This is a genomic window from Arthrobacter endolithicus, from assembly GCF_026627425.1.
GTDB lineage: Bacteria > Actinomycetota > Actinomycetes > Actinomycetales > Micrococcaceae > Arthrobacter_M.
On the sequence record NZ_JAPNLH010000021.1, the window covers coordinates 36,439 to 52,104 of the forward strand.

The 15,666-nt window shown below is 59.0% G+C and carries 11 protein-coding genes and 1 pseudogene; 4 read left to right on the top strand and 8 right to left on the bottom strand.

The window, feature by feature from the left end:
• Positions 1 to 102: 102 nt before the first annotated feature.
• On the top strand, positions 103 to 1,317 hold the full coding sequence (locus tag OS914_RS15475) for a serine/threonine-protein kinase (RefSeq protein WP_267546959.1): 1,215 nt from the start codon (positions 103 to 105) through the stop codon (positions 1,315 to 1,317).
• Complete coding sequence (locus OS914_RS15480) at positions 1,314 to 2,042, top strand: hypothetical protein (RefSeq protein WP_267546960.1); 729 nt, start codon at positions 1,314 to 1,316, stop codon at positions 2,040 to 2,042. Before OS914_RS15475 ends, OS914_RS15480 begins: the two co-directional genes overlap by 4 nt.
• 188 nt (positions 2,043 to 2,230) lie before the next feature.
• Here OS914_RS15480 and OS914_RS15485 read toward each other — a convergent pair.
• Positions 2,231 to 2,395 (bottom strand): annotated as a pseudogene (locus OS914_RS15485) (IS1380 family transposase); the annotation flags it as partial.
• A 1,228-nt stretch (positions 2,396 to 3,623) separates the two neighbouring features.
• On the opposite strand from OS914_RS15485, the gene OS914_RS15490 reads away from it, so the two are divergent.
• Entirely contained in the window at positions 3,624 to 4,964 is a 1,341-nt protein-coding gene (locus tag OS914_RS15490; RefSeq protein WP_267546216.1) for a hypothetical protein, read from the top strand.
• 807 nt (positions 4,965 to 5,771) lie between these two features.
• On the opposite strand, the gene OS914_RS15495 is transcribed toward OS914_RS15490, so the two are convergent.
• The 5 genes from OS914_RS15495 to OS914_RS15515 all read right to left on the bottom strand — a co-directional run bounded on the left by OS914_RS15495 (position 5,772) and on the right by OS914_RS15515 (position 11,135).
• Entirely contained in the window at positions 5,772 to 6,857 is a 1,086-nt protein-coding gene (locus OS914_RS15495) for an ABC transporter ATP-binding protein (protein WP_267546961.1), read from the bottom strand.
• A gap of 2 nt (positions 6,858 to 6,859) precedes the next feature.
• Positions 6,860 to 7,633: a carbohydrate ABC transporter permease gene (locus OS914_RS15500; RefSeq protein WP_267546962.1), complete on the bottom strand. Its 774-nt coding sequence runs from the start codon at positions 7,631 to 7,633 to the stop codon at positions 6,860 to 6,862.
• Between the two features lie 157 nt (positions 7,634 to 7,790).
• Positions 7,791 to 8,717 carry a carbohydrate ABC transporter permease gene (locus OS914_RS15505; protein ID WP_267546963.1) on the bottom strand — a complete coding sequence of 309 codons (927 nt, stop codon included), beginning with the start codon at positions 8,715 to 8,717 and terminating at the stop codon, positions 7,791 to 7,793.
• Between the two features lie 20 nt (positions 8,718 to 8,737).
• On the bottom strand, positions 8,738 to 10,066 hold the full coding sequence (locus tag OS914_RS15510; protein ID WP_267546964.1) for a sugar ABC transporter substrate-binding protein: 1,329 nt from the start codon (positions 10,064 to 10,066) through the stop codon (positions 8,738 to 8,740).
• A gap of 31 nt (positions 10,067 to 10,097) precedes the next feature.
• On the bottom strand, positions 10,098 to 11,135 hold the full coding sequence (locus tag OS914_RS15515; protein WP_267546965.1) for a Gfo/Idh/MocA family protein: 1,038 nt from the start codon (positions 11,133 to 11,135) through the stop codon (positions 10,098 to 10,100).
• A 188-nt stretch (positions 11,136 to 11,323) separates the two neighbouring features.
• On the opposite strand from OS914_RS15515, the gene OS914_RS15520 reads away from it, so the two are divergent.
• Positions 11,324 to 12,565, top strand: coding sequence for an ROK family transcriptional regulator (locus tag OS914_RS15520; protein ID WP_267546966.1), 1,242 nt, complete (start codon positions 11,324 to 11,326; stop codon positions 12,563 to 12,565).
• Between the two features lie 924 nt (positions 12,566 to 13,489).
• Here the strand turns inward: OS914_RS15520 and OS914_RS15525 are convergent.
• Together OS914_RS15525 and OS914_RS15530 are read right to left on the bottom strand one after the other, a co-directional pair.
• Positions 13,490 to 14,215: a maleate cis-trans isomerase family protein gene (locus OS914_RS15525; protein WP_267546967.1), complete on the bottom strand. Its 726-nt coding sequence runs from the start codon at positions 14,213 to 14,215 to the stop codon at positions 13,490 to 13,492.
• Positions 14,212 to 15,519: a dihydroorotase gene (locus tag OS914_RS15530; protein ID WP_267546968.1), complete on the bottom strand. Its 1,308-nt coding sequence runs from the start codon at positions 15,517 to 15,519 to the stop codon at positions 14,212 to 14,214. Before OS914_RS15530 ends, OS914_RS15525 begins: the two co-directional genes overlap by 4 nt.
• Positions 15,520 to 15,666 lie beyond the last annotated feature (147 nt).

Below are 15,666 nucleotides of genomic sequence, written 5' to 3' on the forward strand. Positions count from 1 at the left end.
CACCAAGCTATTGATGAGTCTTGTCGTGGGCCAGGCCAGACCTCCAGGTGCAGCTACTATGACCTTGGGAGTTTCCTTGGTCGGGGAAAGGAAATGATAGTTATGGCAGATGGTCCTCTCACGGACACTTTTGGGATGGTGCTTGCTGGCCGGTACAAGATCGTTCGGTTGATCGGGCGGGGCATGACAGCGTCTGTGTACCAAGCGCGGGATGATGTTCTGGGCCGGGACGTGGCCTTGAAGCTGTTTCCCGCCCACCTGGTCGGCTCAGACGAGTTGCACCGGTACCGGGCAGAAATAGAGCTCCTGGCTACTTTCAACCATCCTGCCCTAGTCACTCTTTACGATGCCGGAACAGACACGCGTCTTCCGGATGAGCCTCGGACTTTCCTGGTCATGGAACTCATTGAAGGGACGGACCTCCACGCCCGGCTTCACAACGCCAAGCCACTCCCGCCGGAGTATGTTTCCCGGATCGGAGCGGAATTGACCTCGGCCCTTGACTACGTTCACGGCCGCGGGGTTATCCACCGTGACGTGAAACCGGGAAACATTCTTCTCACCTCCGATTGCGGTGGGAGTGCACCGGTGGCTAAACTAGCCGATTTCGGCATCGCCCGTATCATTGACGGCACGCGCGTGACCGCTACCGGGACCACCGTCGGAACGGCGGCGTATCTGAGCCCTGAGCAGGCCACCGGGCGTGTCCTTGGCCCTTCCAGCGATATTTACTCTTTGGGTCTTGTCCTTCTCGAATGCCTGACAGGGACTCTTGAGTACCCGGGGGGCGCGGTGGAATCAGCCGTTGCCAGGGTCCATCGCTCCCCGCGGGTTCCACCGGAACTTGGTTCCCAGTGGTCGTGGTTGCTCTCGGCCATGACGGCGATGGAACCATCAGCCCGGGCCACGGCCAAGGACGTTGAGGCCATGCTTCGACACATATCAGTCTCCGGAACACCGGAAGGGTTGAGTGGCGGTTCAACGATGGTCCTGCCCGAAGCCCCTACACAGCCTGTCCTGACCGGCGTCCCCACCATCCGCGCCCCCGCCCTGATTCCCACACTCCCCAGCGAAGACGAGGAGGCCGCCTGGCCCCCGCTCACTGGTGGGAGGCGGGTAGAGCGTGCTCCGGTGCGCAGGCGCCTATGGATGACGGCCGCGGGATTGGTCCTGGCCGTCCTGGCGGTCGTTGTCGTGGTCTTTTCAGTGTCATTTGCCCACCCCGCTGCGAGAAATCCTGGCCTAACAACGTATCCAAGTGTCCCCGGACCCCTCGGACAGCACCTGGAGCAGTTGCAAAAGAGCGTGAGGCCATGAGTAAGAAACAGAAGCTACGGTTGTGCGAGATAGCAATGGTGGTAATTGCTGCCTCCATCCTCACCGGCTGCACTTCCACCCCGGCGGACATCAAACCCGGTGCATCAGCGACACTGCAGGCACGGGTCCTGACATTGACCCAGCAAGCGGCCAACAAGGACTTCGGAGCCGCTGCTTTAACCCTGGACGGGCTCACCAGCGACCTGCAAAACGCGGCCGCGAATGGTGACATCTCATTTGCCCGTAACCAGGACATCAAAAACGCCATCGACCTTATCCGCGCAGATCTGGCCGCCACGGTACGCACCCCCACACCCCAAGTCACACTGGAACCCGTGCCCGTACCCGGACCTACACTCGTACCGGCGCCGGCGCCGGTGCCTGTCCCTGCACCCGCACCTATTCCAGCACCGGGGCCCTCAACCGCCCCCTCAACGTTGCCCTCACCCGCACCGGTGCAGCCCGCAACCGTACCGGCACCGTCACCCGTACCGGCACCGGCCCCCACCCCCGCACCGGCGCCCACCCCCGCACCAGCACCGGCACCGGCCTCCACCCCCGTACCGGCGCCTACCCCCGTACCGGCACCGTCCCCCGTACCGGCGCCCACCCCCGCACCAGCACCGGCACCGGCCCCCACCCTCGCACCGGCGCCTACCCCGGCACCGGCGCCTACGCCCGCACCGGTGCCTACCCCGGCACCGTCACCCCCCGCCGGCGCTTAGCCTTAATCCACCGCTGGACTGATGGTGTATCCCGGGATGGAGTTTGCTGAATTGTTCGGGTTTGTGCATGCGGAAGGCTCCGGCCCCGCTGCCGGTGGTGTTCCACGGTGGGTCCTTGATCGTTGTGGTCGGGGGCTGCGGGGTTAGGTCTTCGCCGGCTGGGGAAAGGTGCCGGTGACCAGGGCCGTCTAGGCTCTCTGCCAGGGCCGGTCGGCGGGGAGGTGAAGGCGGAGCTTCGTTGCGGAGGATGCGATTCTGTCCGGGACGCTGATCAGTTGGCGCCGGATCGTTCCGGTCCGGGCTTTCGCCAGCCCTTTCCCTGCCGCTGTTGCGGCGGCACGGGTGAGGCCATATCAGCCAGACTCGTTAGAGACCGCTTGAACGAGAATAGAGGCTGAAGGCGGGGGGATGCTTCACGATGACCACGGGCACCACCACTCCAGCAGGAACGGGCCGGCCCGTACCGGAGGAATCAATCAGTCAGGACCGGAGGCGCCGGAGCAGGGCCACCGAGCCAAACGGTCGGCACGCAGGACCTTTAGCGCCGAGTTCAAACGAGCGATCGTTCGAAAATACGATGCGGCACCGATGGGATCAAAGGGTGATGCCATGGCAGCATTCCTTTGCCGTATGAAGACCGGCACTTTCTGGGTCTGGCCATTGTTGACGCCAAACGGCTTCGCGCGGAAGGCGGACCGGGCGCTGGAGTCGGACCGGCGCCGAAGTATCAGCGACCAGCGGGAGTGTCGAGTTTGATGCGTTTGCTCCCAGGTTGCGGGAGTATTTAGTGAAGACGCAGACGATGCCGGCCGCGACACTCGCGGGGCGGTGTCGCAGAATCGAGGCAGGAACTCGAAGGTGCGAGATGGTCCACAAGCGTCGCTTCGAACCCGGTCATCCCGCGGATCTGTCGGAAATCCGGAAGTGACACGGCGCCGCTACATTAAGATCACGTCAGACTGTCCGCCATCAATGTCACGGATGATGAGCCGAAGGGTCTTGAGCAACGCAGCGGCTGGTTCGGCTCGACCGTTGACCCGCGGGGGAGGTGTGTTGTTTGTTGAGGCAAGAAACCGGAAGCACCCCACACTTCGTGTCCACTTTACCAGCGAGCCGGCTGCGATGAGTCGAGCGGGGGAGTTCAGCCTCGGCCATTTATGCTCCAGCCCTCGTCCTGGCACGGGGTTCCCTGCACGGCCCAGCACAGCCGCAGTGCCTCCATCACCGGCTCCCCATACAGCGGTGGCCGCGGCTTGACTTCCTTCAGGACCAGCGCCGGCCGCAACGTCTTCCTGGCATGGTCTCGATGCCACTGCGTCAGCGCACACAGCTCATCCAGAATCACCTATTTGCCGGCCCAGTCCGAACGAACATAGCGGGTCACCATGGCCTTCGTAACAGCTCGGCGCTCACTCATCAATAGCTCCATGGCTCACAGTGCCGGACCAGCAAACACCGTCCCGGCAGAGACCCCGCTACGCGGGCATTACCAAATGATTCTTCGATAGGAGCTACGCGGGCATCTTTGATGAGTAAATGCGCGGGCTATGCTGTCACGCGGGATTGTGTCATCATTTCCCCATGGTTGCTGGCCAGGCCGAGAAGGATGAACTCAAGCACGCGATCGAGCTGCTACCCAAGTTTGACGATCGTGTGATTGATCTTGGTGCCGAGGTAATTTCCGTGCTTGCTTTTCCTGAGCGGTGGATTCACTGGCGAAACGAAGCGCTCGACCTTTTGGAAGGGCGGAAAGCCAGGCGCCGAGTCGTGGTGGATTGCACTACGCCCGACATCAGTTGGGACCATGCGAATTGGTTCGATGTCGGTGCCACGGAAGCGGCCACGTTGTTACCGTTGGCTTTGATCCGTAAGCAGCCAGTTCTGGCCCTTGAGGTCAGAGACGGTTCCGGATTAATTGTTCCAACGCTGGGTCGCCGTGCCAATACATTGCTTGCCGCCGCGGCGATGACATTCATCGTTTGGCAGGCAGTGGAAGCTGATGCTGACCGAATCATGAGGTACTGGCCTCGTGTGGCCGCTGTGGCGACGGCAGATCCTGTTAGGGCGATGCAACACGCAAACATACTGATTCGTGATCTGGGCTTGCAGGAGATGAACAGCATGATCGTTCGGTCTCTCGCGGAATGCTTTCCGTTAGCACTGGTTTTACCGCGCGACACGCTAGGTCAGCGACGGGTCTTTCAGTATTCGTATCATTGGGAGATGTCTGCAACGGGCCACCGCTTGCGGCTATTCTTTGCGAGCCTCGGCTGGGCTTCGTTCAAATGGAAGACCGAATTGGGGCTGCTCTACTTTGCCGAGTCTTATCATTTTGAGTGCGCAGCACCACCGGGACTGATCATATCTGGATTGGAACTTCCGCGAGACGCCACTGGATCCGTCCGCAGAAGTGGCCGCAGCCGCTATGTGGCGCACGCTGGTGGCAAATACACCTACACGGCGCCGGCAGTCGCAGAGAACGCCTTGATTGCGTTCGACCTAGATCCGGGGAGGCTTCTCCCACGGGTTCTCGCGGCCACGATAGCGGTGGCCTTTCTCTACGTAATCATGTTAGCGATACCGGGTCTCTCTGTGACGCTGACGTCGAAGTCGGCCAGTGGTGCGGCCGTTGCGCTGCTGCTATTCCTGCCAGCCTTATTCGTGGCGCTCAACGCGCGGGCTCCGGAGAACGCGATCGTGGGGGCCATGCAGCTACCCTTGCGGGTGCTCACTTTGGGATTGTCCCTCTCGCTCTTTGTCACAGGTGCGATCCTCATCATCTGCCAGGACTCGGACCTGATTCGGGCTGAATGGTGGCTATCTCTTATATACGCTGCGCTCGGTGTGGTGTCATCATTAATAGGGATAACAAGACTGCATCTCAGGAACGGTGATAAAAATGTCTCACAAAAGCACGGTTAGCACGATACAACGCGGGTCTGATTCGGCGATGTACCTGATCCCCTCGGCCGAGGGCCGCCGCGACGATTCGGGCAATCCTCCGACTGTTGCCGGCTATCAAGAACAGAGGACCCAGTTGATGGCAGCGGTCCGAGACCGTTTGGCGCTCAGTTGCGAGACCGGAGACACAACCGCTCAGGGCAGCGGGACGTAAAGGGACGTAAATAGTCCAAAAGCCTTGCCGCGGGGGTCTCATACCCTTGCTGCACCTCAGTGCATTCTGGGATGTATGACCAGCGGGTATTGGGCAGCCGCAGCCGAGGCGTTCCGAAGAGGTTACAACGCTGAACACTAAAGTGTCTCCCTGCGGTACATCTCGTGGTGTTGTTTCGGCGGGAAGTTTGAATCCGACAGGTGCTGTTCGGTGGCCGTCTATGGGCAGTTTGCCATGGCCGCTAACGGAAGTCCTCTGCACAGCGGTGCATCACCGGCGGACGGCGCTGTTATAGGCCCAGGTCTTTGGCTGCGAGGACCCAGTTGCGGGCCATCTCGTTCTGCGCATCAACGAGCTTCACCCGGGCAGACCCCCCATGATGACACGACACCGTTCGTCTCACATGTTAAGACACTGCCGGCCCGCGAATGACTTTGCAGCCGCCCTGCTTCGAAGGTGGTCCCACGTGCTCGCCGACAAGTTGCACAACTTGATGACTGAAGCGGGAGCAGCGACTGACTAAGGTCTCTGGATGTACTGGGTTCAGAATGGGAAAGGCGACGGCCGCGCGATGGCTAGCCACTTGAATGCCGGGTAGCACGGCACGTCGAGAATCAGTGATCCACGCGTGTGCCTGATTTCTGGTCGAAGCAATGGATCCGTGCACGCGTCACGTTAATGTTTACATGATCGCCGACCGTGTAGTTACCGAATCCCGGCACCCTGGACATGAAAATTTGATCTCCTACGGTAACTAGGACATCGGATACGTTTCCAAGAGGTTCAACAGCTTTGACCACCCCGTGTCCCGGGGCCCCGTCGTCTGCAGGGTGCAGGTCACATTCTTCTGGCCGTAGGCCGACGCGCACCTGGTCCATTCCGATGTCTCCGATGTCGATGGTGAATGTTGTGCCAGGCAGTCCGTATCTACCGATTTCGGCCTTCGTGACTGTGAACAGATTCATCCGCGGTTTGCCGACGAAAGATGCGACGAACTCTGTGGCTGGTTCGTGGTAGACCTCGTACGGTGTGCCGAACTGTTCGAGCCGCCCTCGACTCATTACGGCAATCCGATCGGATAGGGTCATTGCCTCTTCTTGGTCGTGGGTGACGTAGACGCTCGTGGCGCCGAGCTCTCGGTGTAGGAGCTTCAATTCGCTGCGTGTTTGATCGCGAAGCAGTGCGTCGAGGTTTGAGAGCGGCTCGTCGAAGAGGAAGACCGACGGGCGCCGAGCGATTGCGCGTGCCAGTGCGACTCGTTGGCGTTGGCCGCCCGAGAGTTTTTTTGGTTTGGATTGCAGGGTCTGTTCGATCTCCAGACGACGAGCCGCATCTGTGACGCGCGTTTCGATCTCACTCTTTGGTACCTTTCGCATGCGAAGTCCGAAGGCAATGTTCTCGTAGACGCTCATGTGCGGGTACAGGGCATAATCCTGGAAGACGAAGGCAAGGTCGCGCTTATCTGGATCGAGATCATCGACCCGATGACTGTCGATCAAAATGGTCCCGGAAGAAATGTCCTCGAGGCCGGCGATCATGTTGAGGGTTGTCGATTTTCCGCAGCCTGACGGTCCAAGTAGTGATACAAAGTGGCCGTCTTCGATGACATAGCTGAGATCGCAGACTGCGGGTTCGGCGTTCCTTCCGTGCTTCGTCGGGCCGTAGGTTTTGCTGACGTGGATGAGTTCGATCTGCGCCATGACTAGCCTTTCACTGCACCTTCGGTAAGACCGCTAATGATCCATTTCTGTGCGATCAGGGTGAGGATGAGAACTGGAACGGCAGTGATTACGCCGGCGGTTGCTGCTGAGGTGTAGTCCATCGCGAAGAGGCCTTGGAATGCGGCTGTTCGCACTGGAAGTGTGGTGGCGGTGCTGATGGTGAGAACTTTGGCGAGGAAGAAGTCACTCCAGCTGGTGATGAATGCGAGGATGGCAGTTGCTGCCATTCCTGGTGCAGCCAGAGGAAACGCGATCTTGTACATGATCTGCAGCCGATTGCAGCCGTCGATTCGTGCGGCGCGTTCCAGGCTTGGCGGTATGTCCTCGAAGAAGCCGACGAGCATCCAGATCACGAGTGGAAGGATGAATGCCGTGTAGGTGATGATCAGACCGAAGAGTTGGTCGTACAACCCCACCGAGCGCAGCAAGATAAACAGCGGTACCGCAAGGACGATCACCGGTATAGCCTGCACCGTCATCATGCTCAGCAGGAGGGGTTGACGACCTCTGAATTTGAATCGCGCAATTGCATATGCGCTGGCTGCTCCGATCGTCATGCAGATGATCGTCGTCGACAGACCGACGATGGCTGAGTTGGCCATCGGCACGAGGAACGATGAGTCGGACAGTAGTCGGGAGTAGGAGTCGAAGGTGATGTTCGCGAACCCCATATCGAGCGTGCTGCCTTGGAGAGCTGCAGACGGGTAAAGACTGTACGCGATCATCCAGATGAACGGAGCAAGGAAAAAGACCATCAGTAGGACGACGAGAACACCGCAGACCCAGGCAACCAGACGTCGCTTCGCGTTTCGCGATATTCCGGAAGAGATCTCCCTGTGTTTGCGTTGTGTCCCCGGTGCTTCACGCCCGGGCTCTGACCGCGCAGAGACCGCCGAAACTGGGGATTGGGCCTCACCCATTGGCTTCCCTTCTCTTACGACTGAAGCCGCCAAAGACGAATATCCAGAACGCTGAGACAATCAACACAAGCAGCATGATGCCGACTGCCATAGCTGAACCGTAGCCACGGTCCAGGTTGCTGAAGGTGGTGATGTAGTCGAGGAAGTTGATAGTTGTGGTCCCGCTTACGGGACCTCCCGACCCTCCGCTGAGGACGTAGATGGTGTCGAACACTTTCAGTGACCACATTGATTGGACGATCAATGCGAACATTAGCGGTCCACGGATATTCGGCAGAGTGATCCGCCAAAACGTGTTCCAGGCATCTGCTCCGTCGATCGCGGCAGCACGGTAGATGCTCTCGGGTATGCCCTGTAGTGCGGCGAGCATGAGCAGGCACAAAAATGGCAGGAGCTTCCAGGTTTCCGCAAAGATCAGAATATTCATTGCGGCGGTCGGGTCTGCAAGCCATTGGATGTTTTCCTTGATAAGCCCGAGGCTTCTCAAGATGGTGTTGACGATGCCGACGCTTCCATCAAAGATCAGTTTCCACATGATGCCGTTCACGACTGGCGGCACCGCCCATGGCACAAGGAGCAGCACCCGGGCTAGTGTGCGGCCGCGGAATTTGCGGTTTAGCAAGATCGCGATGATCACAGCCAACGCGACCCCGCCGACCACGGTGATAACCGAGAAATACGCTGTGCGTTCCATCGCGGCCCACACTGCTGGATCGGTGATGAGCTGCCCGTAGTTGTTCAACCCGATGAATTGATGGTCAGCGCCCAGCTTGTCATTCCACTGATGGAAGGACATGAAGATGGCGTACCCCATTGGGTAGCCGAGGAGCATCAGGATGATGATTACTGACGGCGCGGTCAGCATCAGCCCGAATCGTAGATCGCGCTTCCTGCTTTTCTCGACGAGAGTGCCGGCCATGTCTTTGTCTCGCCCAGCGCTTAGCTCTTGAGGTATTTCTTGACTAAGTCCTGGGCCGTCTTCTGTGCCGTCGTCAGGGCATCCTTTGGACTCGTTTTCCCGTTCATCGCGTTGATGACCTGCACGGAGAGTGCTAGGTCGAACTCGTTGTCCCACGGAGTTCCGTAGCGTTTCGTCACATACTTGGTCGACTCTTTGTACGTCGTGAGGACGGGCAGCGCGGCAATGGCGGCCGGGTCATTGAGAACAGTTTTCGACACCGGGAACCAGCCCTCTTTTTCGACGATCTGCATCTGCACATCTCCGGTTGTTACGAACTGCAGCCAAGCCAGTGCCGCTTGCTTGTTCTTCGAATACTTATTGATTGCAAAGCCCTCGGAGCCGTCAATGGACGCGGAGCGCACCGAGATTCCCGGGATCAAGCCGTTGCCCAGGGTATCTTTGGTCAGTTTCGAGGTCGACGCAGTTGCAACGGCGAATTGGAAGGGCCAGTTAAATACGCTGCCGGTTTTGCCGCGCGCGAAAAGGTCTGCAAGGTCAGACGCATTCGTGATCTGCAGTGACGACGGATCCATGACTTTGTGGACTTGAAGCAGTTCTACCAACTTGGTCAGCCCTTCAACGCCTGCGTCACTCGCGAATGTCGGGTTGTAGTCGGCATCGTACATCTGGCCACCGCTGAGTAACAGCATCCTCAGGAAGTTCTGGTAGGCGCCAGCCGGGTTGCCCATGTCGCAGGCGTAGCCGAACTGGTCGCCGGATGTGAGCTTCTTTGCCGTCTGCACGAATTCGTCCCAGTTGGCCGGGGCAGCCGCGGGGTCTGCTCCCGCCTTGGTGTACAGGTCCTTGTTCCAGAACATCGTCTGAACGCTGACGAACTTCGGCAGGCCGTAAATCTTGCCGCGCCATGAGACGGCGTCAAGTGCCGGCTGGATCAGGTCGGTGGGCACATCCGACTTGGTCAGCTCTTCTAGCCAACCTGCCTGGCCAAACTCGGCTGACCATCCTGCCCATGTCATGACCACGTCAAACGAGGAATCTTGTGCCGCGAACATCGTGGCCATCTTGTCATGAAGGTCGTTGAAATTGCCCTGCTGATAGGTGGCGACCTTAATTCCGGTTTTTTGTTCGAACGCTTTGATTGTGGAGTTCTTGAAGACCATGTTTGTGTTGTCGTCGAGGATGCTGATTTGACCGGAGGGTTTGCCGGAGCTCTGCAGTGTTCCGCTAGTCGTCTGAGGAGACGTAGTTGAGCATCCTGCAAGAGTGAGGGCGCCGGCTGCGATTCCTCCCAGCTGGAACAGATTACGGCGGCTTAATGCTTTGTTTGTCGCGCGAGACGTTTCCATTGCTATTTCTCCCTTGGAATTTTGATGGTTGTTATTGCGAGTTCTTGGTTAGGTAGACGACGCCGCCGCAGGAGAGCGATTCATGCACGGCCTCAATTGCCTGGGTGACGAGCAGCCCATCCTGATGCGTCGGGACATTGACGCTGGCTCCTCTGACGTACTCGACGAAGTCGTTGACCATATCGATGGGGACTCCACCGATGTTTCCGTTGTGTTCGAACACTGCGAACTGAGGCCAGCTCACTCCATCAGCGCCGTAGTGAGTGACCCCTTGGTTTGCCCCATCGACGTGGAATACACCGGAGGTGGTCTGGATCTCGTACCGGAAGTCGTACACCGCCGGTGCGGTTTCGGGAAGGATCCAAGACGAGTTCAATACAACATACGATCCGTCATCCATTGTGAACGTTGCGCTGATGCTGTCCCAGGTGTCGATGCCGAGCTGACTCAATGTGCCTTTGCTCCCACGTGCATATACCGAAACCGGTGACGTTCCGCTGAGCCAGATGGCGAGGTCGAGCGTGTGTGGCATCAGGAACCACGCCGGCGAACTTCGCCCCGCCCAGGAAAGCATTTTTGATGGGACGAAGATGGTGTCGTTCAGATCGGCCTGTTGGTTGACTACTCTGCCGTTATCCGAGGACTCAAGTAGGTTTTTTACGGCAGTGAAGCGGGGATTCCAGCGGTTCTCGAAGCCCACCATTATTTGGGCTCCGGACTTCGCGGCGGCGGAGATAATTGCTTGGGCGTCGGCTTCCGATGTTGCTAATGGCTTCTCGATCATGAGGTCTAGCCCCACCTGTGCGCAGATGACAGCGGCTTCTCGATGTGCGAAGTCAGGTGTGGAAATGACTGCGGCTGTCAGCTCCGGATGGGCGCCCACCATTGCTTCCACTGAGGAATAGGTCAGAACGTTGAATCGCTCAGCTGCTGAGTCGCGCGTCTGTGAGTTCTGATCGCAGATTGCGATCAATCGCGCGGACGGATTCTCAAAGATCGCTCGCGCAAACATCGACCCGCGGATTCCACCTCCGATGATCCCAATGTTCGCTGCCTTGTCATCGCCCACAGGCTGACCTGCCTTCGGCTATCTTGGAACCAATCTGCGTCCAGATGGTGTTTTATAAGTCAGGCCCACCAGGACTCGCTTGGTATGTATGTTGGCCAATCTTACATACCGTTAATAGACTGTGTCTACGCTCTCCTCGATATTTTAAGTGAGGAGAACAATGGACCCGTAGGAGGTAGCCGAATCGTATGAGCATTGCTGACGAACCTGGGCTGAGCGTTGCTGGCGACTTAGGGCCCATCGCGGACGTGCGCTCCGTGGGTCTAACCAATCGTCTACTTACGGCGAGCCGCATTGGTACATCAAACCGTGGGCGCGTGCTTGAAACTCTGCATCGTTCCGGGCCAGCAAGCCGAGCCCAACTCGCGCGCGCGCTGAACGTAAATCGGGCAACCATTGCATCAATCTTGCAGCCATTGATCGACACGGGAAAACTCGTCGAAGGCCCCCCAGTGGCTGCATCTCGCAACGGCGGAAAACCGGCACGCCCACTGTGGTTCAGTCACGACGGTCCACTGATTGGCGGCGTACAACTATCACCCGACTTCGTAGCAGCGGCGCTCATGGGAATTGACGGTAGCGTGCGTCGGCAGGTCCAAGTCGATTATGAACGAACAGCGACTTCCCAGACCATTTCGGCCGCAATCTCGGAGGCAACTGCTGGCTGCTTCTCCAACACGGAGCTGATCGGAATCGGCGTCGCCGCTGCCGGGATGGTCAACACGCACACAGGCAGTATCATTTCAATGCACCTGAATCACGGACTCGATGGACTTGACGTGCGGGCCGCACTAAAGCAGCAATACGACGCACCGGTACTCGTCGATCACCACCCTAGGGTGCAAGCGCTTGGAGATTTGTGGTTTGGGCTCGGCCGCGGGGTACAGAATTTCGCATCGGTTTACACGGGTGAGGCACTCGGCTTCGGCATCGTATATCGCGACAAGATCGTACGTGGCCGTGAGGGGGCAGGTGGAGAGTCAGGGCACACGACAGTGCAGATCGATGGCCAGTTGTGCCGATGCGGGCGCACAGGATGCTGGGAGACAGTCGCCACACTTGGATGGCTCTGCAAAAAGTCTGCCCAGATGGGGCTTGATGAGGCGGCAACCATGACCTCGGAGAAACTCGCTGCACAAAGTGATGATGGAAACGCTCACGCGGCCGAGCTTATGGATCTCTACGCCCGCAACCTTGCCGTGGGGATGGCCAACAATGAGCAGGTCCTAGCGTCGGGCACTTACATAATGCACGGCGACGTGTGTGGAGGAGGCCCTCGAATGCTTTCGGCAGTACAGGGTTGGATGACACGCCTTGCCCCGGAAAGAGGCATGCCGCCGCTCGTCCTATTCGCCGAGCAACCGGACATAATTACGCTGCTTGGCGGTGCTGGCCTAGTCCTTTCATCGACGTTTGCTACGACCGTGTGAGCTTGGGGCGGATTTGTTGCCCCCAAATCGTTGTTGGGGTATAAGGAGCGGGATTGCCGTGCACTGTTAGCCTGGACGAGTTGGCAGATGAGCTTGGCACCTTTTCGAGATCTCTCTCGGCGACCTCGCCGGAGCGGTTCGCACCTGAAGGCGGTGCAGTCGTGGTTTCCGGTCTGCATTGTCGGTCAGTCTTTGTTCAGCTCCGAGAGGGGATTTTCAGCTGCTGGCCAATAGTCGGGATAGGCTCGACCGCCGATATCCGGGGGAGGGGTGTTGTTTGTTGAGGCAAGAAACCGGGAGCACCCCACGCTTCGTGTCCAGTTTACCAGCCAGTTCCGCGTGGACTGCGGCTCTAGTGCCACTCTGCCCCTCCCCGGCGGAAATTGCCTGAGAGGCGAGGGTGCTCGTTAGAGGCGGGAAGAAGAAATCCATTCAGGGCGGCGAGCACTGGCAGGTGTAGTCGCTTCTTCTAAAGCTGGTTCAGTCGGCTGCTCCGGGAATCTAGCAAGGGGGCCTCAATGCGGCTTAATACGATGATGCAGCACGGCCTGGCAGGGACGTAACCGACGCGGTTTCCCACTACCCTATGATTCAAGCTGGGCATTTTTTGCCGGTAAATCGCGGCTGGTCTCATCACTACAGGGGGCAACAGTGGATGCTCAAGACGAGTAGGTTCCGGAGTTTCAAGGGCGCATCATGTAAGTCCTAAAGCTGCGTTCAGAGCGATACACGAAGTCGGTTTCTGCGCAGATCAGATGGGTAGAAGAATACAGAGCGGGGCGGATCTCTGCGTCCCCGCCTGCTGTCAATCACCGGTACGACGAATATTTAGCAGACCGGGCCTCAATTGGGGATACGTCGTGAGTTCAGCTGCTCCCGCGTATGTCGCATCTGCGTTTCCACCAGCGGCTGCGGGTTGCGGCGTCAGACCAGGAGCCTGCCCCAGCGGGGGTCGAGGAGGGGTATTCCGGCGAGTTGAAGGCATCGCCAGAGGGTGACGGCGACGGAGTCGAGGATGGGTACTTGCGTGCGGTCTTCGAGGTCTTCGACAACGGGAGCCCCATAGAGGTTAGTACACAGGTAGATGAGCGCGTCGGGATGGTCGGCGGCGAGCTCGAGTGAGCCGGGGATGAGTTCTTCGGGTGCGACGCGTGCAAAGGATTCATTGTCGCTGAGTCCTAGGAAGCGGTGCCCGGCAACGCGGATTCCCTCGTCAGCGTATCGGGTGATGATTTTCTCGTTGACGTCCTGGGTATACGGGGTGATGAGACCAATCGATTGGATGCCGAAATCGGTAAATGCGTCGAAGTAGGCCAGAGTCGAGGTTGTTGCGGGCACGCCGGTGGCCGCGGTAATCTCGGCCGCGATCGCGCGGTCGTGTTCGGGGCTGAGCCAGGATCCGGAGGTTCCGTTCCAGGCGATGACGTCCACGTCGGCGGTTGCCAGCAGTTTTGCAGCGTCGCGCATACCCTCGATGTCGAACTGCTTGTCGGCGCTGGCGTCAATCCCGATTCGGGTGACGGGAATTCGTGTCGAGTGGATCGTAACGTCTTCGCGGCCGCCCAGGATGCGGTAGCTCTGGGGCTCGAGGCACGTGTTGGATGACGGGACGATCATGCCGATGCGCTTGGGGTGTGCGGTGTGGTTCATGACTGTGTCCTTCCGGCCGGGGCAGGCATGTTGCTGGGGGTTTCGTTGTCGGCCTGAGACTGTGAAGTTGTTGCGGTCGCGGTTTCGCGGTAGCCGAGCCGGGCAATGTAGCGGCCCACCGGGCCCGGGTCGTGGAAGCCTCGTTCGTCAAGGACAAGACGTCCGCCGGCGACGACGATCTGCGGCCAGCCTCGCATCTCCAGGCCGTGGAAAGGTGAGAAGTCCGTACCCATGTGCAGTGCTTCCCCGTTGACGGTGCGTGTTTCGTCCGGGTTGAAGACGACGAGATCGGCGTCGTAGCCGGCCGCGATGACGCCTTTGCCGGGGAGTGCGTTGATGCGCGCCGGGGCTGCGGAAAAAAGTTCCACGAATCGTTCCAGCAAATCTGTCTGCGCGGAGCTGGGCGCGCTGTCGGCGGGTTTTTCGCCCGTGGTCAGTGTTTCGGCTAGAGCAGTGAAGGCGACCGGCATACGTGTTTCGACGCCGGGCAAGCCATGCGGCATTTGCCGGATGTCTTCAGTCCTCTCACGCTTCTGGGTCAGGTCGTAGCACGAGTGATCGCTGGAGACGGTGTGGATAGAACCGTCGGCGAAGCGCCGCCTTAGGGCTGCGACGGTTTCGGCTGAGCGCATGGGCGGGCAGCATGAATACCATTCAGGGAAGCGGGAGGCGTAGACCCCGTCATCCAGGACAAGGTAGTGCGGGCATGTCTCGGAGTGGATGTCCAGACCCCGCGCCCTGGCCTCTGTAACCAGGTCCACGGCACGTGCCGTTGACTGGTGCACGAAGTACACAGGTGCCCCCGTGTACTCTGCCATCGCGAGGACTTCGCGGACAGAGGCCTCTTCGGCTAATTCAGGGCGGGTTTCATGCAGGTGTTCAATACCGATTTTTCCGGCTGCTGCATGCTCGGCGGTGCAGTCGACAATGATGGCGTCATGCTCGGCGTGAATATAGGTAAGCCCGTCAAGGCGGACCATCTCCTTCATGACCTTCAGCACTGTGTCGTTCTCCGCGATTGTGGTGCCGCGGTTCGTCATGTACATCTTCACTGAGCGGATGCCGAGTTCCGCGAGTTCCTCAAGCTGGTTCGGGACGGTCTCATCCCAATCAATGACGGCGCCATGGAGGGCGACGTCGCTGCGTGATTGGCGGGCCAACTCCAGCTTGGCCTTAGCCGCCTCTAGGGGGGACTCTGTCGAGTCGCGGGGAATGCCAAAGTCCATCACCGTGGTGGTGCCGCCCCACAAGGCGGCGATAGACGTTGAGGCATAGTCGTCAATGGTCCTGAAGCGGCCCGTCACCTGAGCGATATGACAGTGTCTGTGTGTGATCAACTATTTGTAGGCCGTTTTAGCTAGGAATGTAGGCCGAGTTAGCGGCTCGTTTCAGGCCAAAAGAGCGCTAAGAATCAGGCCAGTTTTTTCCCCTCCAAATCATGGTTTCGGGGT